Genomic DNA, 18,771 nt, shown 5'->3' on the forward strand with positions numbered 1-18,771 from the left:
CATGGCCGTACCCGCGGCGGACGTCAAAGCCGCCCAGGCCCTCCCCGTCGACGCGATCGCCGGGCGCGCGAAGCGGCGCCGGTTCCGGTTCCTGACCGGCGGCAAGACGGTCACCGGCCTCGCCGTCATCGTCTTCTTCGTGGTGATCGCGGTCATCGGCGACTGGATCGCGCCGTACGACCCGTCGGCGCGCAGCAACGACCTGATGGAAGCGCCGTCGGGCCGGCACTGGTTCGGCACGACCCACCTCGGCCAGGACATCTTCAGCCAGGTCGTGGTCGGCACCCGCAGCGTCATGCTGGTCGGGCTGACCGCCGGGATCGTGGCGACGATCCTCGCGGTGCTCGTCGGCGTGACGTCCGGGTACCTCGGCGGGACGCCTGGCGAAGGGCTCTCCGCACTGTCCAATGTGTTCCTGGTGATCCCGGCGCTGCCGCTGATCATCATCATCGGCAGCGCGGTGCCCACCGGCGGCGACTACCTGGTGGCCGTCATCATCGGCTTCACGTCGTGGGCGTGGGGCGCGCGGGTCCTCAGAGCGCAGACACTTTCGTTGCGCGGCCGGGAATACGTCGAGGCGGCGCGGGCGACCGGCGAGTCGACGTGGCGGATCATCTTCTTCGAGATCCTGCCGAACCTGACCGCGGTGATCGCGTCCAGCTTCGTCGGCACGGTGATCTTCGCGGTGATGTCGGAGATCACGCTCGCGTTCGTCGGCGTCTCGGGCCTGTCCAACTGGAACTGGGGCACGATCCTGTTCTGGGCGCAGAGCCAGCAGGCCCTCGCGCAGGGCGCGTGGTGGTGGTTCGTGCCGGCCGGGCTGGCGATCGCGTTCCTCGGCACCGCGCTGTCCCTGCTCAACTTCGGCATCGACGAGTTCGTCAGCCCGCGGCTGCGCGGCAGCGGCAAGGCCCGCGTCAAGGGCGCCGACGGGCGGACGCATCGCATGCGCGTGGGCTTCACGCCCGTGCTCGGGCGGGAGGAACAGCCATGATGGACCCGGTCCTGGAGATCAAGGGCCTGGACGTCGACTACGGCGTCGGCGACGAGGCCGTGCGCGCGGTCCGGGACGTGCACCTGACGCTGCACCGCGGTGAAGTCCTCGGCCTGGCCGGGGAAAGCGGCAGCGGGAAGTCCACTTTGGCCTACGGGCTGACGCGGCTGCTCGCGCCGCCGGGTGTGATCCGCGGCGGCCAGGTGATCTACCACCCCGCGGACGGCGAGCCCTACGACGTCCTGAAGCTGACGGACAAGCAGCTGCGCGGCTTCCGCTGGGCGGAGACGTCCATCGTGTTCCAGGGTGCGATGAACTCGCTGAACCCGGTGCACAAGGTCGTCACGCAGCTGGTCGACGTCATCAAGGCGCACGACCCGAAGTCGACCCGGGTGAGCCGCGTGGCGCGGGCCCGCGACCTGCTCAAGCTGGTCGGGATTTCGGCCGACCGGCTGGAGGCGTATCCGCACCAGCTCTCCGGCGGCATGCGCCAGCGCGTGATGATCGCGATGGCGCTCGCGCTCGAACCGCGGATCGTCATCATGGACGAGCCGACGACCGCGCTCGACGTCGTCATGCAGCGGCAGATCCTGGGCCAGCTGGTGGAGCTGCGCGAACGGCTGGGCTTCTCGGTCCTGTTCATCACGCACGACCTTTCGCTGCTGGTCGAGTTCTCGGACCGGATCGCGATCATGTACGGCGGCCGGATCGTCGAGCAGGCACCGGCGGCCGACCTGTACAAGGACGCGCTGCACCCGTACAGCCACGGCCTGCTGAACTCGTTCCCCGCGCTGCGCGGGCCCCGGCGCGAGCTGGCCGGGATCCCGGGCTCGCCGCCGGACACGCGCGGGATGCCGGCCGGCTGCGCGTTCCACCCGCGGTGCCCCAAGGCCTTCGAACCGTGCGACTCGAAGGTGCCCGTGCTGGGCTTGCCCGGCGGCGAACCGTCGCGGGAAGTGGCTTGCTTCCTGCACCCGGTCGCGACCCCCTGAACGCCGTCTGTCCTATCCGGTCCCACTTGGAGGAGACCCGCCTTGACCGAGACCACCGCCGCGACCGCCGAACAGCAGGCGCTGATCGACTCCCTGCCGCCGGACTTCCGCTGGGGCGTCGCCACCGCCGCGTACCAGATCGAAGGCGCGGTCGCGGAAGACGGGCGCACTCCGTCCATCTGGGACACTTTCTGCCAGGTGCCGTGGGCGATCGACAACAACGACAACGGTGACGTGGCGTGCGACCACTACCACCGGATGCCCTCGGACATCGAGCTGGTGCGCGAGCTCGGGGCCGACACCTACCGGTTTTCGGTTGCGTGGCCCCGGGTCCAGCCGCGCGGCCGCGGCGGCGTCAACGAAGCCGGGATCGGGTTCTACGACCGGCTCGTCGACGAGACGCTGAGCCGCGGGATCACGCCGTGGCTGACGCTGTACCACTGGGACCTGCCGCAGGAGCTCGAAGACGCGGGCGGCTGGCCGGCGCGCGACACGGCGTACCGGTTCGCGGACTACGCGATGCTGGTGTTCGACCGGCTCAAGGACCGGGTCCGCCATTGGACGACGCTGAACGAGCCGTGGTGCTCGGCGATGCACGGGTACGTCCACGGCGTGATGGCGCCGGGGCGGCGGGACTACGCGGCGGGACTGCACGCGGTGCACCACCTGCTGCTGGGCCACGGGCTCGCGGTGCAGCGGATGCGCGAGGCGGCACCGGCGGACACGGAGTTCGGCATCACGCTGAACATGTGCACGGCGGACCCGGCGACGGACTCCCCGGAGGACGTCCGCGCGGCGCGTCAGGCCGACGGCCTCGGCGTCCGGATCTACCTGGACCCGCTGGTCCACGGCCGCTACCCGGCCGACGTGGTGGAGGACCTGGCTTCACGTGGGGTTCGTCTTCCGGTTCAGGATGGCGACCTGGAGGTGATTTCGACGCCGCTGGACTTCCTGGGCGTGAACTACTACTTCGGCCAGCAGTTCTCGGGCGTGGACGAGGCGGGCCGCGCGGTCGACGACGAGGGCGTCCCGGCATCGCGGGTGGTCCCGTTCGGCGAGCCGACGACGGCGATGGGCTGGGAGATCCTGCCGGGCAAGTTCACGGAGCTGCTGACGCGCCTGGGTCGCGACTACCCGGGGCTGCCGATGTACATCACGGAGAACGGCTCGGCGTTCGACGACGACCCGGACTCGTCGGGTTTCGTCCGCGACGAGCAGCGCACGGCTTACTTGGCGTCACACATCGCCGCGGTCGCGGCGGCTCGTGAGGCGGGTGCTGACGTGCGTGGGTACTTCGCTTGGTCCCTTTTGGACAACTTCGAGTGGGCGTACGGGTACGCGAAGCGGTTCGGGCTGATCCGGGTGGACTACGAGACGCAGGAGCGCACGATCAAGCAGAGCGGCTACTTCTACCGCGACACGGTGCGGCGCGTCCGCGGCAGCTGAGCAAGCTCACTCGATCGGGGGTGGGGTACGCCCCACCCCCGCGTCGGTGGTGCGCACCATGGTTCGCGCCGCTCGTCAACCCCTAACGTCGGCTGGGACGGAACCCGACGACGGAGGGGAATCATGGCAGTCCGAACTGCGGCCCGGCCCGTACCTCAGACGGCGCGAAAGGCCTGGTGGAGGCGGCCGTGGATCGGTCCGCTGGCCTTGCTCGTGCTGGCCTTCCTGTCCTTCTCGCTGCCCCCTTACCTGGCCCTCGACCCGGCCCAGTCGCGGGTGCCGCAGCCCGACGGCTTTCCGGCGCACTACTGGTTCCTCGTCGGGCACGTGATCTTCGGTTCGATCGCCATGGGCGGCGCGGTCCTGCAGATCTGGCCCTGGCTGCGGCGGACCCACCCGGTGATCCACCGCAACGTCGGCCGCGCGTACGTCTTCGCCGGCGTGCTGCCGTCCGGGCTGATGGCTCTCACGATCGGGTCGCAGAGCCCGTTCGGCCCGGTCACGCGCGTCAGCGACGTCCTCGCCGCGGTGTTGTGGATCGGCTGCACCATCGCCGGCTGGCGGGCGGTGCGCGAGCGGCGCTTCGGCGACCACCGCAAGTGGATGATCCGCAGCGTGACGCTGACCTTCTCGATCATCGTCAACCGGGTGATCTCGCCGATCGCGATGATCGTGCTGGAGCCGCAGATCCCGACCACGTTCGGGGGCAGCGAACTCGCCTACAGCCAGAGCGTCGGGGCCATCTCGGCTTGGGGTGGGCTGGCGTTCGCGGTGATCGTCAGCCAGCTGATCCTGGAGCACCGGCCCGCGCGGAAGCCAGCCAGCGTGCGATGATCGTCCGCTGGATCTCCGACGCCCCTTCGTAGATGCGCGGCGCTCGGACTTCGCGGTAGAGGTGCTCGAGCAGGTGCCCGCGTCGCAAGGCGCGGGCACCGTGCAGCTGGACCGCCGAGTCGACCACGAACTGGGCGGCCTCTGTCGCGAACAGCTTCGCCATCGCCGCGCGGCCGCCGAGGTTCGGCTCGCCCGCGTCGTACGCTCCCGCGGCCGCGTAGACCAGCAGGCGTGCCGCCTCCGTGCGGGTGGCCATCTCCGCCAAAGCGTGCGCCACCGCTTGTTGCTTGATCAGGGGACCGCCGAACGCTTCCCGCTGACTCGTATGGGAAACAGTGGCGTCCAGCGCCGCCTGGGCCATTCCGACGGCGAACGCGCCGACGCTCGGGCGGAACAGGTCCAGCGTCCGCATCGCCACCGCGAACCCGCGGTTCTCCTCGCCGAGCAGCTCCTCGCGCCGGACCTCGACGCCGTCGAACGTCACCGTGCCGATCGGGTGCGGGCTCACCAGGTCGAGGTGCTCGCCGCCCAGGCCCGGGCGGTCGGCGGGGACGACGAACGCGCTCACCCCGCGCGAACCGGCGCCCGGGGTGGTGCGCGCGAACACCGTGTAGAAGTCGGCCTCGGGAGCGTTGGAGATCCACATCTTCGAGCCGGTCAGGCGCCAGCCGTCGCCGTCGGCTTCCGCGGCCAGGGACAGCGCCGCCGCGTCGGAACCCGCTTCCGGCTCCGTCAGCGCGAACGCCGCCACCGCGTCCCCGGCCGCGACCGCGGGCAGCCACTTCGCCACCTGACTGTCCTGTCCGGACTGCAGGATCGGGTAGCTTCCCAAGCCCTGCAACGCGAGCGCCGTCTCGGCCTCGGTGTTCACCGTGGCCAGGTTCTCCCGCAGGATGCACAGATCGGTCGCGGCCGCCTGGCGGGAAGGCGACCCCGAAGAGACGCCGGGGAAGAGCCGCGCGAGCAGGCCGAGCGCGCCCATCTCCTTGAGGAGCGGGCGGTTCACCGCACCCTCCACACCGGACTCGGCGAGCGGGCGCAGCTGCTCCGCGCCCAGCCGCCGCACCTCGGCGGCGAACGCCCGCTGGTCGGGGTCGAGGGTGAACGTCATGACGAAGCTCCCGGTCGCCAGCGGGCATGGGCGGTCCCCACCGGCCCGGAACGGACGAGGTCGAGGCGCGGCTCCGGTCCGTCGCTGCGGCCGGTCTGCGGCTTGCGGCTGCCGGCGGCGAACGGCTTCGGCCACGGCATCGGGTAGTCCTGCTCGGCCGCCGCGTGCAGCGTCCACTGTGGATCGTAAAGGTGGGTGCGGCCCAGTGCGCAGAGGTCCGCGCGGCCGGCCAGGATCAGCGAGTTGACGTCGTCGTACGACGAAATCGCGCCGACCGCGATCACCGCGATCCCGTACTCCTCGCCGATCTCGTTGCGGATCCGGTCCGCGTACGGCGTCTGGTAGCTGCGGCCGTACTGCGGGCGCTCCTCGCTGACGACCTGGCCGGTCGAGACGTCGATGCCCGCGGCGCCGTGGGACGCGAACGCGCGCGCGATCTCGACGGCTTCGTCGGCGTCGACGCCGCCCTCGCACCAGTCGGTCGCCGAGATCCGGACGGTCATCGGCCGCTCGGCGGGCCAGACCGCGCGGACGGCGTCGAAGACCTCCAAGGGGAACCGCAGCCGGTTCTCCAGCGAGCCGCCGTAGGCATCGGTCCGGTGGTTGGTCAGCGGCGAGAGGAACGACGAAAGCAGATAGCCGTGCGCGCAGTGCAGTTCCAGGACGTCGAACCCGGCGCGGGCGGCCGCTCGCGCGCACTCGACGAACTGGTCTCGGATTTCCGAAAGCTCCGATGTGGACAGTTCACGCGGCACCTGGTTCCGCGAGGAGTACGGCAACGCCGAAGGGGCGCAGACTTCCCAGTTGCCAGAGGGGAGCGGCTCGTCGATGCCGTCCCACATCAGCTTCGTCGAACCCTTGCGCCCCGAGTGTCCCAATTGGACACCGATGCGCGCCGGGGATTGCGCGTGCACGAAGTCGACGACGCGCTTCCAGGCCGCTTCCTGTTCGGCGGTGTACAACCCGCCGCAACCGGGCGTGATCCGGCCTTCGGGAGAAACGCACACCATCTCGGTCATCACCAGCCCGGCGCCGCCGAGGGCCTTGCTGCCCAGGTGCACCAGGTGGAAGTCACCCGGGACACCGTCGACCGCGGAGTACATGTCCATCGGGGACACGACGATCCGGTTCGGCAGCTCCAGCCCACCGAGCTTGAAAGGCTGGAACATCGGCGGCCGCGACGTCGTCCCCAGCGACCGCGCGAACCAGTGGTCCAGCTCGGCGGCGAACTCCGGGTCGCGCAGGCGGAGGTTGTCGTGGGTGACCCGGCGGCTGCGCGTGAGGAGGTTGAACGCGAACTGCGGCGGCTCCTGGTGCGTGTACTGCGCGATGTTTTCGAACCACTCCAGGCTCGCCTGCGCCGCCCGCTGCGTCGACTGGACGACCGGGCGGCGCTCCAGCTCGTACGCCTTCAGCGCCTCGGCGACGCCGTCGTTTTCGTGCAGGCACGCGGCGAGCGCGAGCGCGTCCTCCATCGCCAGCTTCGTGCCGGAGCCGATCGAGAAGTGCGCGGTGTGCGCGGCGTCGCCGAGCAGGACGACGTTGTCGTGCACCCACGTCTCGCAGCGGACGGTGCCGAACGAGACCCACTTCGAGTTGTTCGCCATGACCTGGTGGTCGCCGAGGACGTCGGCGCACAGCTCGCGGATCAGCGCGATGGACTTCTCGTCGCTCTGGCCGGGCGGCAGCGAGGTCGACGCGATCGGCCCGAACGTCCGCTGCCAGACGTCCTCCTGCACCTCGAGGATGAACGTGCTGCCGTCGCGGCCGTACGGGTAGCCGTGGATCTGCATGATCCCGGCCGGCGTCTCGAGGACGTAGAACTTGAAGGCGTCGAACACCAGGTCCGTGCCCAGCCAGATGTACCGGCACCGGCGGGTTTCGACGCTCGGCCGGAACGTCTCGGCGTGCCGGGCCCGGATCGCCGAGTTGACGCCGTCGGCGGCGATGACCAGGTCGTAGCCCGAGAGGTCGGCCGGCGCCTCTTCGCGGAAGTGCAGGCCGACGCCGAGCTCGGCGCAGCGGCTCTGCAGGATGCCGAGCAGGCGCTTGCGGCTCATCGCGGCGAAGCCGTGGCCGCCCGAGGTGGTGACCGTGCCGCGGTAGTGGACGTCGATGTCGTCCCACCGGGCGAACTCGGCCTTCATGGCCTCGTGGACCGCCGCGTCGGCGTGCTCGATGCCGCCGAGCGTCTCGTCGGAGAACACGACGCCGAAGCCGAACGTGTCGTCCGGCGCGTTGCGTTCCCAGACGGTGATTTCGTGACCGGGACCGAGCTGCTTCGCCAGCGCGGCGAAGTACAGACCCGCCGGGCCGCCACCGATGACCGCGATACGCACGTCGTCGAGGATATGTCGTCACCGGTACGACCGTCAATAACGCGAAAGATGGCGTACGGTGTGCCGCATGGAACGCATCAACCCGCCGGAGCTGGGCAAGCCGTCCGGGTTCTCGCACGCGGTCGTGGCCGAGGGCCGGGTCGTCTTCCTCGCCGGCCAGACGGCGCTGGACGCGTCGAACAAGATCGTCGGCGACGGGGTCGTCGAGCAGTTCGAGCGCGCGCTCGGCAACCTGCTGACGTCACTGCGCGCGGCCGGCGGCACGCCGAAGGACCTGTGCAGCGTGACGATCTACATCGTCGACATGGCGGACTACCGCGCCCACGCGCGCGAGATCGGCGCGGTGTGGAAGCGGCTCGCGGGCACGGAGTACCCGGCGATGGCCGGCATCGGCGTCGCGCGGCTGTGGGACGAGGAGGCCTTGGTCGAGGTGCAGGGCTTCGCGGTCGTCAGCCGAAGTTGATCGACTTCGCGACGAACGCGCGGGCCGGGTCTTCGAGCTGCGCGTGCAGTTGGAAGAACAGGTCGGCCGCGCGGATGCCGGACCAGTCGCGGGGCAGGAACTCCGCGGGCAGACCGGGGTCGAGGTAGGGCATCCGCCGCCAGCCGGTCAGGACGCGGACGTAGTCGGCGAAGGCCTGCTCGTCGGTCACGGACTTGCGGCGCAGCGCGGGGCCGTGCTCGTCGAGGAACGTCGTGTAGAGGTCGTCGAGCCGGTCGAGGTCCCACCAGTCGCGGACTTTCGCCCGGACGTCGCCGAAGGCCAGGTGGTCGGCGCGGAACAGGTCGGCGTACCCGGCCAGGCCGAGCCGGGTGAGCGCTTCCTCGGTCGCCGCGTGCAGGTGGGCGGGGGCGATCCAGACGCCCGAAGCGGCCGTGCCGAAGCCCATCCGGGCGAGCTGGGTGCGCAGCAGGTGGCGCTTGTGCCGTTCGGTCTCCGGCACCGAGAACACCGCGAGCAGCCAGCCGTCGGCCGGCGTCGCGCGCCCGCGGCGGAAGATCCGCTCGTCACCTTCGCGCAGGATCTCGCGGGCGTCGTCGGAGAGCTCGTAGCCGGCGGTCGCGCCGCGGCGGACGGCTTCGAGGATCCCGCGCCGCTTCAGCCGCGAGATCGACGAGCGCACGGCAGGCTCGTCGACGCCGACGGCGGCGAGCAGGTCGATCAGCGAGGCGACCGAGAGCCAGCCGCCCTCGGTGCGCGAGTAGAGGCCGTACACCGTCACGATGAGCTGGCGAGGCTGGGCCGCACGGCCGGAGCCGTCCAGTTCGGTTGCCTCGGGTACGGCCGTCATCGGGCCACAATAACGCCTGGGCGGCCTGCCGGGATACGCCTCCCGGAGCCCCTTCGGGTGCCCTGAGGGGCACGAACCGCGCGATGCCGTAACCACCGCGGCCGGCGGCCCGACTTCTCCGGCAAGGCGTCCGCGGATCCCGGCGACCCGCCCGTCGACAGGAGGACGACCATGCCCACGAGCCAGAACGGCTATTCGGCCCCGATCACCCCGGTGAACCGAGCCCTGCCGGGCGGCGAGGTGGAGCTTCGCGCCGGCCCGGCCGGTGACCTGCTGGTGTGGGTGGGCCGCCAGTTCCACGCGCTGGTCGAGCCCCTGGCCTGGCCCGGCTGCTGGGGCTACGCCAACCGCAACGTGATCGGGTCCACCGACCTGTCCAACCACGCCAGCGGAACCGCACTCGACCTCAACGCCCCGGCGCACCCGCTCGGCTCGGATCCCGCCGCGAGTTTCCGGCCCGGCCAGGTCGCCGCCATCCACGCCATCGTCGCCCGCACCGAAGGGTGTGTGCGCTGGGGCGGGGACTACACGGGCAGACGGGACCCGATGCACTTCGAAATCGTCGCCGGCGAAGCGCGGTGCGCCGCGGTGCTGACGAAGCTCGCCGCCGCCGGCGGTGAAGCCGCGATGACAGGAGATGAGGACATGACCCCCGACCAGAGCCGCAAACTCGACGAAGTGGTCGAACAGCTGACCGGCAGCCGCGAAGCCGGCCGGTACCCGGGCTGGCAGTCGTTCAAGTACCCGGACGACCCGAAGGCCCGCGCGACCGTCACCGACTTCATCCGGCACATCGACGAGAACCTGATCAACACCACGGCCCGGGTGGACGACGTCGAGCGGAAGCTCGACGAGGTGCTGGCGCTGCTCAAGGAGAAGGGGTAGCTCGGGGCCGGCGGCCCCGTCCTCGAGCCACGATGACGACTCGCGCGCCGGTCGCTCCGCTACGATTTCGCCGCGATGCTGCCAGCCACCAAGGGGATCTTCGACCGGCTCACCCGCCGCGGCCGTCTGATGACCAAGCGGACCTGCGACCGGCAGGGCCACGTGCTGCGCGAGGGGCGGTTCCTGTTCCGGACGCCGACCGCGTGGGAGTACGCCGCCGCCGTCGCCTGCGGTAGTGATCCCGCAGCCCAGCGGTGGCTCGGCTGGCAGGCCGACTCCATCGTCGCGCGGGGCGCGCGGGCCGACGCCCTGCGCGTCGTGCCCGGGACCGGGCCCGACTGGGTGTCGCCCGATCCGCAGTCCGTCGACCTCGTGATGATCGACGTCGAGGCCAACCGGTGCGTCGGCCTGGTGAGCGTGCACACCGGCGAGGACGGCGGCCCGGAGACCGGGGGCTACCTCGCGCCGGACTACCGCGGCCGCGGCAACGGCCGGGTCCTGTTCGCCGCCGGCCTGACGCTGGCGCACGACCACCTCGGCCTCCCGCGGGTGCGCGCCGGCGCCGAGGTCGGCAACATCGCGAGCGCGCGTTCGCTGCAGGCCGCCGGGCTCGCGCGCGTCGCCGGGCCGCCGACGTACCGGCTGCCGGACGGCCGCGTCACCGAGGCCTGGTGGTTCGAGCACGCCGTGCCGCGGGTGACGCGGTGCGGCGGTCCGCAAGCGACGTGGTTCCCGGCGTCGCTCCTGTAGCTTTTCGGGGGTTCCGGGTGGCGGAGCCCCCGGCCCGGGGCGCAGCCCCGGAAGACGCTGTAGAAGCTTCGGCCGTCGCCGACGTTTTCCGTGGCTACCTTCGCCGCATGACATCGCTTTCCGCTCCGGTTCCGCCCGTTCCCGTCGACGTTCCGCCGGGGAGCGTCGCCTGGCTGCGGGCTTCGGTTTCCCGCTTCAGCAATGGTCCCGACCACGCCCGCCGGCGCGCCCTCGGCGTTTCGCTGCTGGCCGAGGTGGACCCGGAGGTGTTGCGGCTCAAGGCTTCCGAAACGGCAGGCGACTCTCGCGAGGTCGTCGTCGGGGTGCTGGCGGGGGAACTGGGCCTGCCGGTGGTGCCTTCGGACGTCGTGGCGGTCGCGGCCGTCTACCACCCGCACGTGCCGTCGTCCGCGGAAGCGGAAGCCGCGCTGGGCCGGCTGGTGACGGCGTGCGGTGGGACGACCGACGAACTCGTCGCCGCGCGGATCGGCCTGCTGATCCAGGCCTGCGAAGCCACCGCCGGGCTGATCGGCAAGGCGGTTCCGTTGGTGCGGGCGGGAAAGCGGCCCGAGGAGGCCGTGGCGGAAGTGCTGCGCGCGGACCCGCCGGTGGCGCACACCCGGCGCCGGGTGCGCGGCGAGGACGTCCTGGTGCCGCTGGCCGGGACGCCGTTCGGCGCGGGCCCGCGCGAGTGCCCGGGGCAGGCGCACGCGATCGCGCTCGCGACGGGTGTGCTGCGGGCGACCCGCGGCCGACCCCTCGGCGGGTTCTGCTACTAATTACGCCTTCATCTTCTTGGGGGAAGGCGCGGGAAATGCTGTACTTGGATGGCCTGCTGGGCTTCGTCACGCTCGGGTTGTGGATCTTCTGCCTGGTCGACGTGATCACGACGGACGAGTTCTCCTGCCGCAACCTGCCGAAGGGCCTGTGGCTGCTGGTCGTGCTCGTGGTGCCGCTGGTGGGATCGATCGTCTGGCTGGTGGCGGGCCGTCCGCAGCAGGCGGCGCGGGCGCGCGGGCCGTACGAGCGGAACGCGCCGGCGTACCCGGAGTACGACCGCCCGGGCCGGTTCGCGGCCGGGAACCCGGACGACGACGAGGAGTTCCTCCGCAAGTGCCGCGAACGCGCGGAGGCGCAGCGCAAGCTGGCCCGCGAAAAGCGCGCGGAGGACTGAGCCCCGATGACGTGAATGACTCATTCATGTCGTCAGGCGACATGAATGAGTCATTCACGTCGTTGGCGGGGCGGAGCTAGCAGGCCGGGCCCTCGCAGGTGCCGCGCTCGTAGGCCTCCAGGGTCGAGATCACCAGCTGGCGCTCGGCCGGCGTCAATGGCGCCAGCGCGTTGCTCCACGCCTTCGCGCCGCGCGCCAGCCACTGGTCGACCGCCGGGCGCTTGTCCGGCGTGATGCTCACGATCGTGCGGCGGCGGTCGGCCGGGTCCTCGTCGCGGTTCAGCACGCCCTGGCGGCTGAGGTCGCCGACCATCAGGCTCGCCGTCGTCGGCGCGACCTCGAGCCGGCCGGCCAGCTCGGTGACCGTCATCGGGCCGTCGAACAACAGGTACGACAGCAGCGACAGGTGCCGCGGCGCGAGCGCGCAGCCGTTCAGCTCTTCCGGGACCGGTGTCCGCTTCGCGCGGCCCACCAGGCGCGGCATCAGGAGGAGGAGCCGGCGCACACCGTCCTCGACACTCGGTCCGGCCTCCGTTGACACCGCCTGCCTCCCGTCGGTAGCTTTGTTTGCAAAGCAAACACTTCTCGCTGTTCCGAGCCTACCTCGGGACACGAACGAGCGTACCGGCCAGAACAGGGGATTCCATGACAGCGCCAGCCGACATGAACGACTTCAACAACCAGGTCGTCGAGGAGTTCCGGGCCAACGAAGGCAAGGTCAGCGGCTACTTCGAGGGCAAGAACGTGCTCCTGCTGACGACGATCGGCGCGAAGAGCGGCCAGGAGCGCCTGTCGCCGCTGGTCTACACCCGCGACGGCGACCGCCTCGTCGTCGCCGCGTCCATGGGCGGCGCGCCGAAGAACCCGGCCTGGTTCCACAACCTCGTCGCCAACCCGAAGGTCACCGTCGAGGTCGGCACCGAGAAGTTCGAGGCCACCGCCACCGTCATCGAAGACCGCGCCGAGCGCGACCGCCTGTACGCGGGCATGGTCGCGCACGCCGAGGGCTTCGCCGACTACGAGAAGAAGACCACGCGGCTCATCCCGATCGTCGTCCTCGAGCGCTGACGCTCAGCCGAACCGCCCCGCCGGGTCGTACTTCGCCTTGAGCTGCTTCAGCCGGGCGCGGTCCCCGGCGGGGAAGGCTGTCGCCAGGTCCGCGGCCGAGTGCTCGCCGTAGAGGAACGGCAGCAGCCGGCCCGTGGACCACGGCGCCAGCGCGTCGAACAGCTTCGCGTGCGCCCGGCGGATCGGGTCGACGTCGTCCTCGACGACCGAGAGCGCCCGCACCACGAACTCCGCCGCCGAGTCCCAGCCGACGCCGGTCACCGGACGCCGGGTCAGTTCGCCGCCCAGCCGGTCGATGATCAGCACCGTCTCCGGGTTCGCGTGCTCGACGACCGCCGCCAGCATCGCGTCGTTCAGGACCTCCACCGTCGCGTTCGTCCCGTGGTACGGGTGCGGGTGCGGCGGGTCGCTCGCGATCGACCCGGAATCCGTGTACGGCAACCGCTTCAGCGTGTCCAGCAGCACCGGCGCCGCCGTCCGCAGCGGCTCGACGAGCGTGTCGCCGTCCTCGCCGAGGTACGCGATCCGGACGTTCGCGACGTGCTTGCCGCGGATCGGCTCCGGCAGGAACGGCAGGTCGGGCAGGGCGACCACCGCGATCGACGTCGTCAGCTCGTCGGGCGCGGTCACCGCCCACGTCCGCCACGCGCGCAGCACCGCGGGCAGGTCCGCCGCGTCGAAGTACAGCCCGCCGCCGTACAGCTCGGTCACCTCGACGAGGCCGAACTCCAGCGCCGTCACGACGCCGAACCCGGCGCGGCCGCCGAGCAGGGCCCAGAAGAGGTCGTCCCGCGGCGTCACCGTGCGGAATTCGCCGTCGGCGGTGACGACCTCGATCGCGCGGACGTGGTCGGCGGCGCGACCATAGCGCCGGGCCATCAGCCCGAAGCCGCCGCTGAGCGTGTAGCCGACGACGCCGACGTCGGGCGACGAGCCGCTCAGCGGGGCCAGGCCGTGTTTCGCGGCGGCCTCGATCACGGCGCCCCAGCGAACTCCGGCTCCGACTCGCGCGGTCTTGGCGTCGATTTCGACAGCGGTCATCCGGCGCGTGCTGATCAGCAGGCCGTCGGTGCCGGCCGTCAGGCCATGTCCGGTGGCCTGGACGGCGACCGGCAAGTCGTGCTCGGCGGCGTACTTCACGGCGGCGGCGACGTCGTCCGCGTTCTCGGCGGCGACGACCACCGCGGGGTGCGTGGCCACGGACGTCTGGAAACCGGCGATCTCTTCGGCGTAACCGTCGTCGCCGGGGCGGAATGTCAGCATGTCCCCAGCTTCGAGCCACCGTGGCCAGAAGTCCAAGATCTAGACTTTCTAAGCACTAGAATCAGCGCTTATGGAACTGCATCACCTCGCGTACTTCGTCGCCGTCGCGGAGGAAGGCAACTTCACGCGCGCGGCGGAACGGCTGCACGTCGCTCAGCCCGGCGTGAGTGCGCAGGTCAGGCGACTCGAGCGCGAGCTGGGGCAGGAGCTGCTGGACCGGTCGGGCCGCACGGTCCGGCTCACCGACGTCGGTGCCGCCGCGCTGCCGCACGCCCGGGCGGCGCTCGCGGCGGTGAAAGGAGTGCGCGAAGCCGTCGACGAGCTGGCCGGGCTGGTCCGCGGCCAGGTCGCGATCGGCGCGGTGACGTCGGCGGGGCCGGTGAAGCTGCCGGACCTGCTGGCCCGCTTCCACGAGCGCTACCCGGCGGTGGAGATCACCCTCTCGGAGGCGAACTCGGACACGATGCTGGTGGCCCTGCGCGAAGGCCGGCTCGACCTGGCGGTGGTCGGGTTGGCGACGGACCCGCCCCCGGGCATCGCTACGCAGGTCCTGATCGACGAGCCGTTCGTGGCGGTGACGTCGGGCTTGCTCGCCGACCGCGCCGACGTGACGATCGCGGACCTGGCCGGGCTGCCGTTGATGGCGCTGCCGAAGGGCACGGGCCTGCGCACGGCGTTGGACGCGGCGTTCGTGCGGGAGGGGCTGACGCCGCGGATCGCGTTCGAGGCGGCCGACCCGAACGTCCTGGTGCAGCTGGCGATGCGCGACCTCGGGGTGGCGGTGGTGCCGGAGTCGCTGGGCCGCTATCACGAAGGGCAGCTGCGGGTCGTCACGATCACCGGGCCCGGGCTGCGAGGTGTGCTCGCGCTGGCCTGGCGGACCGATGGGCCGCTGAGTCCGGCGGCCCGGGCCCTGATCGCGTTCGCCCGGAGCAGCTACCGCTCTTGACACGTCGTCAACAGTGTCGTTCCCTGGAGACGTGACCGAGCTCCGGGACGCTGTCGTCGGGGCGGGGCTGCTGGCCGGCACCGCCAACGTGATCATGCAGCTGGCCCGCGCGCCCGTCGGGTACGGCGTGCTCGAAAGCAAGGTCGACAGCGGGAACCTCTTCCGGCACCCGCTCAAGCGGACGCGGACCACGCTGACCTACCTCGCGGTCGCCTCGATGGGTACCGACGCCGAGCGTGCCGCCTACCGCCGTGGCGTCAACGCGGCCCACGCCCAGGTGCGCTCGAACGCCGAGAGCCCCGTCGCCTACAACGCCTTCGACACCGACCTGCAGCTGTGGGTGGCGGCCTGCCTGTACAAGGGCTTCGAAGACGTCTACCTGGCCTTCGTCGGCGGGGAACCGGCCACGTTCTACCGGGACGCCGCCCGGCTCGGCACCACGCTGCAGGTCCGCCCGGAGATGTGGCCGGCCGACCGCGCCGCCTTCGAGGAGTACTGGGCCGCCGGCGTCGCCGCGATCGGCATCGACGACACCGTCCGCCGGTACCTCACCGACCTCGTCGACCTGCGGTACCTGCCCCCGCCGGCGGCCGCGCTCGGCCGGCGGTTCAGCCGCTTCGTCACGACCGGCTTCCTCCCGCAGCACTTCCGCGACGAGATGCGCCTGCCCTGGACGGCCGCCGACCAGCGCCGGTTCGAGGCGTTCCTCGCGAGCGTCGGCCGGGTGACGCGCGTGCTGCCCGGCCCGCTGCGGCGGTTCCCGTACAACCTCTGCCTCTGGGACCTGCGCCGGCGGCTGCGGACCGGCCGTCCGCTTGTTTGAGAGTTGACCGCCTGGCGTGGGAGCGCGAGGGTGGGCCGATGAGCGACAAGGATGTGCCAGCGGCGCGAAGCGCCTCCGTTGAGGGTGGTGGTGGGGAAGAAGGTCGGGTGCGTCACGGCGTCAAGTTGAGCAGTCTCGACCAGGAGGTCTTCCCCGGCGCGGGGGTGACCAAGCGGGAGTGGCTCGACTACCTCGAAGCCGTCTCCGAGCGGATGCTGCCCGAGCTGCGCGACCGGCTGCTGACCGTGCTGCGGGTGCTGCGCGGGCAAGGCCCGTTCATGCAGAAGAACCTGCCGAAGTACACACCGGACTGGGTCGAGCGGGTCAGCGTGTGGGCCGAGACGTCCAAACGGGACGTCCACTACGCCTTGTGCAACGACCTGCGCACGCTGATCTGGTTCGGCAACCAGCGGGCGATCGAGTTCCACACCTCGCTCCACCGCGGCGAACCCGGCAACGGCCCGACGCACCTGATCCTCGACCTCGACCCGCCCGAGGACGGCCCGTTCTCGCTGGCTGTCGGCGCCGCGAAGCTGGTGCGCGAAGCGTTGCGCAACGACGGCCTCGACGGCGCGGTGAAGACCAGCGGTTCCAAGGGCGTGCACGTCTTCGTGCCGCTCGCGCCCGGCCAGGCGATCGAGGACATCGCGGCGGCGACGCGGGCGGTCGCGGCCCGCGCCGAGCGCATCGACCCGGCGCTCGGGACGACGGAGTTCGTCAAGGACCGCCGCGAGGGCAAGGTGTTCCTGGATTCCACTCGCGCGGGCGGCGCGACGGTGGTGTCGGTCTACAGCCCCCGCCACCGGCCGGGCGCGCCCGTGTCGTTCCCCGTCCCGTGGGCCGAGCTCGACGGCGTCAAGCCCGCGGACTTCACCGTGCACACCGCCGCGGGGCTGCTCGGCGACGCCGCGGACGCGTGGACGGCGGAGATGCCGGAGCCGTTCACGCTGCCGCAAGACCTGGTGGCGGAGGGGCACACGATCCCGATCGCCCGGGTGGTGGCGATGCACGAGGGCAAGCGCCGAGCCCGGGCCGCGCGCGAATCGGGCTAGGCCGCCTGGTTGTGGCCGCGCCAGGCGGGGCCGTGGAGGCGCCGCGGGAGCTGGACGACCGCGACCGGGCGCTGCTCGGCGACGCGGTGGCGGGCCAGCCAGACCGTGTCCCGGCCGAACGACCAGACCAGCGACCCCAACGCCGCCACCACCAGGGCGAACGAGAGAGCCCAAGGAAGCAGGCCGGAAACCGCCACCAGCAGGACGACGCCCTGCACCGCGGCCACGGTCTTGCGCGCCATGCTCGGGTACAGCGGCGCGGTCAGCCACGGCAACGCCCACGAAACCGCCACGAACGCGTAGCGCATCAAGCCGATCGCCAGCACCCACAGCCCCAGCGTCCGGGACACCTGGATGCACAGCAGCAGGATCAGGAACGCGTCGACCTCCATGTCGAACCGCGCGCCGAACTCCGACGCCGTGCCCGTGCGGCGGGCGACCTGGCCGTCGAAGCCGTCCATCGCCAGGGCCACCCCGACCAGCCCGACGAGCCACCACAGCGGGTGACCGCCGGCGGCGATCAGCTCGGCCGCGCAGCCCACCAGGACCGCGCGGGCGAACGTGATCCAGTCCGCCGGGCCGAACGCGCCCCGGCCGCTGCGCCGCAGGCCCCAGCCCGTCAGCAACACCAGCGCCACGCCGTACGCGAGCCCGGTCGCCCCGGCGAGGACACCGCTCGCGAAGACCCCGGCGGCGAGCACCGACAGGGGTACCGCCGAGCGTAGGAAAACCTCGTTCTTGATCATCTTTTACTCCGCGAATCGGCACGGCTGCTCATAAGGTGGCGGCGACACCAGCCTCCGGTCGCCTGCAAGGGAGAACACGTGGAACAGGCTTTCTGGGTTCAAAGCCCCGGCGAAGGCGCGCTCCGGCCCGTGACGCTCCGTGAGCCGGAACACGGCGAAGTCCTCGTCCGCACGCTCTTCTCCGGCGTCTCCCGCGGCACCGAAACGCTCGTCTTCCGCGGCGGGGTGCCGGAGAGCCAGCACGACGTCATGCGCGCGCCGTTCCAGGAGGGCGAGTTCTCCGGTCCGGTGAAGTACGGCTACCTCAACGTCGGCGTCGTCGAGGCGGGCCCGGCCGAGCTCCAGGGCAAGACGGTCTTCTGCCTCTACCCCCACCAGACCGCGTACGTCGTCCCGGCGAGCGCCGTGACACTCGTTCCGGACGCCGTTCCGCCCGGCCGCGCGATCCTCGCCGGCACCGTCGAGACCGCGGTGAACGCCGTCTGGGACGCGAAGCCGAAGCTCGGCGACCGGATCGCCGTCATCGGCGCCGGGATGGTCGGCTGCAGTGTCGCGAAACTGCTACAAGGCTTCCCGGCCACCCGCGTGCAGCTGATCGACGTCGACCCGTCGCGCGCGGAGATCGCCGAAGCGCTCGGCGTCGAGTTCTCGACGCCGGAGAAAGCACACGGTGACTGCGACCTCGTCGTGCACGCGAGCGCGTCCGAAGCCGGGCTCGCGAAGGCGCTGGAGCTGCTCGCGCCGGAAGGGGAGGTCGTCGAAATGTCCTGGTACGGCGACCGCCGGGTGAGCGTGCCGCTCGGGGAGAACTTCCACTCGCGCCGGCTGACCATCCGCAGCAGCCAGGTCGGGACGGTCGCGCGGCCCGACCGCGACTACGCCCAGCGGCTCGGCCTGGCCCTCGAACTGCTGGCCGATCCGGCGTTCGAAGCGCTGGTCACCGGCGAATGCATGTTTGAAGATCTTCCAACCGTGTTACCCCGGTTGGCCGCGAATGAACTTTCCGCCCTCTGCCTCCGTGTTGTGTATCAGCCGCAGTGACCACGTCCACCC

The 18,771-nt window shown here is 71.4% G+C and carries 20 protein-coding genes; 14 read left to right on the forward strand and 6 right to left on the reverse strand.

Annotated features, from left to right (window positions below):
- Position 1: 1 nt before the first annotated feature.
- From ABFJ78_RS07740 to ABFJ78_RS07755, 4 genes are all read left to right on the forward strand, one after another.
- The gene (locus tag ABFJ78_RS07740; protein ID WP_436385112.1) at positions 2 to 994 is read left to right on the forward strand and encodes an ABC transporter permease; all 993 of its coding nucleotides are present in this window, start codon (positions 2 to 4) and stop codon (positions 992 to 994) included.
- A complete protein-coding gene (locus ABFJ78_RS07745; protein WP_436385114.1) occupies positions 991 to 1,986 on the forward strand; it encodes an ABC transporter ATP-binding protein in 996 nt (331 codons plus the stop codon). Before ABFJ78_RS07740 ends, ABFJ78_RS07745 begins: the two co-directional genes overlap by 4 nt.
- Before the next feature lie 42 nt (positions 1,987 to 2,028).
- On the forward strand, positions 2,029 to 3,432 hold the full coding sequence (locus tag ABFJ78_RS07750; RefSeq protein ID WP_436385116.1) for a GH1 family beta-glucosidase: 1,404 nt from the start codon (positions 2,029 to 2,031) through the stop codon (positions 3,430 to 3,432).
- 123 nt (positions 3,433 to 3,555) lie between these two features.
- Complete coding sequence (locus ABFJ78_RS07755; protein ID WP_436385117.1) at positions 3,556 to 4,266, forward strand: DUF2306 domain-containing protein; 711 nt, start codon at positions 3,556 to 3,558, stop codon at positions 4,264 to 4,266.
- Here ABFJ78_RS07755 and ABFJ78_RS07760 read toward each other — a convergent pair.
- Positions 4,211 to 5,377, reverse strand: coding sequence for an acyl-CoA dehydrogenase family protein (locus tag ABFJ78_RS07760; protein ID WP_436385118.1), 1,167 nt, complete (start codon positions 5,375 to 5,377; stop codon positions 4,211 to 4,213). The genes ABFJ78_RS07755 and ABFJ78_RS07760 overlap by 56 nt on opposite strands.
- Entirely contained in the window at positions 5,374 to 7,716 is a 2,343-nt protein-coding gene (locus tag ABFJ78_RS07765; protein ID WP_436385119.1) for a bifunctional salicylyl-CoA 5-hydroxylase/oxidoreductase, read from the reverse strand. The genes ABFJ78_RS07760 and ABFJ78_RS07765 overlap by 4 nt, the downstream gene beginning before the upstream one ends.
- 67 nt (positions 7,717 to 7,783) lie before the next feature.
- Between ABFJ78_RS07765 and ABFJ78_RS07770 the strand changes: the two genes are divergently transcribed.
- Positions 7,784 to 8,179, forward strand: a complete 396-nt coding sequence (locus tag ABFJ78_RS07770) for a RidA family protein (RefSeq protein ID WP_436385120.1) — start codon at positions 7,784 to 7,786, stop codon at positions 8,177 to 8,179.
- Here the strand turns inward: ABFJ78_RS07770 and ABFJ78_RS07775 are convergent.
- Positions 8,166 to 9,008 (reverse strand): PaaX family transcriptional regulator, encoded by an 843-nt coding sequence (locus ABFJ78_RS07775; RefSeq protein ID WP_436385121.1) that lies wholly within the window; start codon positions 9,006 to 9,008, stop codon positions 8,166 to 8,168. The genes ABFJ78_RS07770 and ABFJ78_RS07775 overlap by 14 nt on opposite strands.
- A 171-nt stretch (positions 9,009 to 9,179) precedes the next feature.
- Here ABFJ78_RS07775 and ABFJ78_RS07780 point away from each other — a divergent pair, with 171 nt between their 5' ends.
- The 4 genes from ABFJ78_RS07780 (at position 9,180) to ABFJ78_RS07795 (ending at position 11,817) form a co-directional block, all read left to right on the forward strand.
- Positions 9,180 to 9,893: a M15 family metallopeptidase gene (locus ABFJ78_RS07780; RefSeq protein ID WP_436385122.1), complete on the forward strand. Its 714-nt coding sequence runs from the start codon at positions 9,180 to 9,182 to the stop codon at positions 9,891 to 9,893.
- A 75-nt stretch (positions 9,894 to 9,968) separates the two neighbouring features.
- Complete coding sequence (locus tag ABFJ78_RS07785) at positions 9,969 to 10,643, forward strand: GNAT family N-acetyltransferase (protein WP_400895395.1); 675 nt, start codon at positions 9,969 to 9,971, stop codon at positions 10,641 to 10,643.
- A gap of 107 nt (positions 10,644 to 10,750) precedes the next feature.
- A complete protein-coding gene (locus ABFJ78_RS07790) occupies positions 10,751 to 11,422 on the forward strand; it encodes a hypothetical protein (RefSeq protein ID WP_436385123.1) in 672 nt (223 codons plus the stop codon).
- Positions 11,423 to 11,457: 35 nt separating this feature from the next.
- Positions 11,458 to 11,817 (forward strand): PLDc N-terminal domain-containing protein, encoded by a 360-nt coding sequence (locus ABFJ78_RS07795; RefSeq protein ID WP_364451791.1) that lies wholly within the window; start codon positions 11,458 to 11,460, stop codon positions 11,815 to 11,817.
- 76 nt (positions 11,818 to 11,893) lie between these two features.
- Here ABFJ78_RS07795 and ABFJ78_RS07800 read toward each other — a convergent pair whose 3' ends face one another.
- Positions 11,894 to 12,358, reverse strand: coding sequence for a MarR family winged helix-turn-helix transcriptional regulator (locus ABFJ78_RS07800; RefSeq protein WP_436385124.1), 465 nt, complete (start codon positions 12,356 to 12,358; stop codon positions 11,894 to 11,896).
- Positions 12,359 to 12,462: 104 nt separating this feature from the next.
- Between ABFJ78_RS07800 and ABFJ78_RS07805 the strand changes: the two genes are divergently transcribed.
- On the forward strand, positions 12,463 to 12,885 hold the full coding sequence (locus tag ABFJ78_RS07805; RefSeq protein WP_436385125.1) for a nitroreductase family deazaflavin-dependent oxidoreductase: 423 nt from the start codon (positions 12,463 to 12,465) through the stop codon (positions 12,883 to 12,885).
- Between the two features lie 3 nt (positions 12,886 to 12,888).
- Here ABFJ78_RS07805 and ABFJ78_RS07810 read toward each other — a convergent pair whose 3' ends face one another.
- Positions 12,889 to 14,148, reverse strand: a complete 1,260-nt coding sequence (locus tag ABFJ78_RS07810) for an FAD-binding oxidoreductase (RefSeq protein WP_436385126.1) — start codon at positions 14,146 to 14,148, stop codon at positions 12,889 to 12,891.
- A 70-nt stretch (positions 14,149 to 14,218) separates the two neighbouring features.
- Between ABFJ78_RS07810 and ABFJ78_RS07815 the strand changes: the two genes are divergently transcribed.
- The 3 genes from ABFJ78_RS07815 (at position 14,219) to ABFJ78_RS07825 (ending at position 16,972) form a co-directional block, all read left to right on the forward strand.
- Positions 14,219 to 15,097: a LysR family transcriptional regulator gene (locus ABFJ78_RS07815; RefSeq protein WP_436385127.1), complete on the forward strand. Its 879-nt coding sequence runs from the start codon at positions 14,219 to 14,221 to the stop codon at positions 15,095 to 15,097.
- A 31-nt stretch (positions 15,098 to 15,128) separates the two neighbouring features.
- Entirely contained in the window at positions 15,129 to 15,920 is a 792-nt protein-coding gene (locus tag ABFJ78_RS07820) for an oxygenase MpaB family protein (RefSeq protein ID WP_436385128.1), read from the forward strand.
- A gap of 107 nt (positions 15,921 to 16,027) precedes the next feature.
- Entirely contained in the window at positions 16,028 to 16,972 is a 945-nt protein-coding gene (locus tag ABFJ78_RS07825) for a DNA polymerase domain-containing protein (RefSeq protein ID WP_436385129.1), read from the forward strand.
- Here the strand turns inward: ABFJ78_RS07825 and ABFJ78_RS07830 are convergent.
- Positions 16,969 to 17,718: a CDP-alcohol phosphatidyltransferase family protein gene (locus ABFJ78_RS07830; protein WP_436385130.1), complete on the reverse strand. Its 750-nt coding sequence runs from the start codon at positions 17,716 to 17,718 to the stop codon at positions 16,969 to 16,971. The genes ABFJ78_RS07825 and ABFJ78_RS07830 overlap by 4 nt on opposite strands.
- 78 nt (positions 17,719 to 17,796) lie before the next feature.
- Here ABFJ78_RS07830 and ABFJ78_RS07835 point away from each other — a divergent pair, with 78 nt between their 5' ends.
- Positions 17,797 to 18,759, forward strand: a complete 963-nt coding sequence (locus tag ABFJ78_RS07835) for a zinc-dependent alcohol dehydrogenase (protein WP_436385131.1) — start codon at positions 17,797 to 17,799, stop codon at positions 18,757 to 18,759.
- The last annotated feature ends 12 nt before the right edge of the window (positions 18,760 to 18,771 follow it).

Origin of the sequence: Amycolatopsis sp. MEPSY49 (genome assembly GCF_051337345.1) — a bacterium.
In the GTDB taxonomy this organism is placed as follows: domain Bacteria; phylum Actinomycetota; class Actinomycetes; order Mycobacteriales; family Pseudonocardiaceae; genus Amycolatopsis.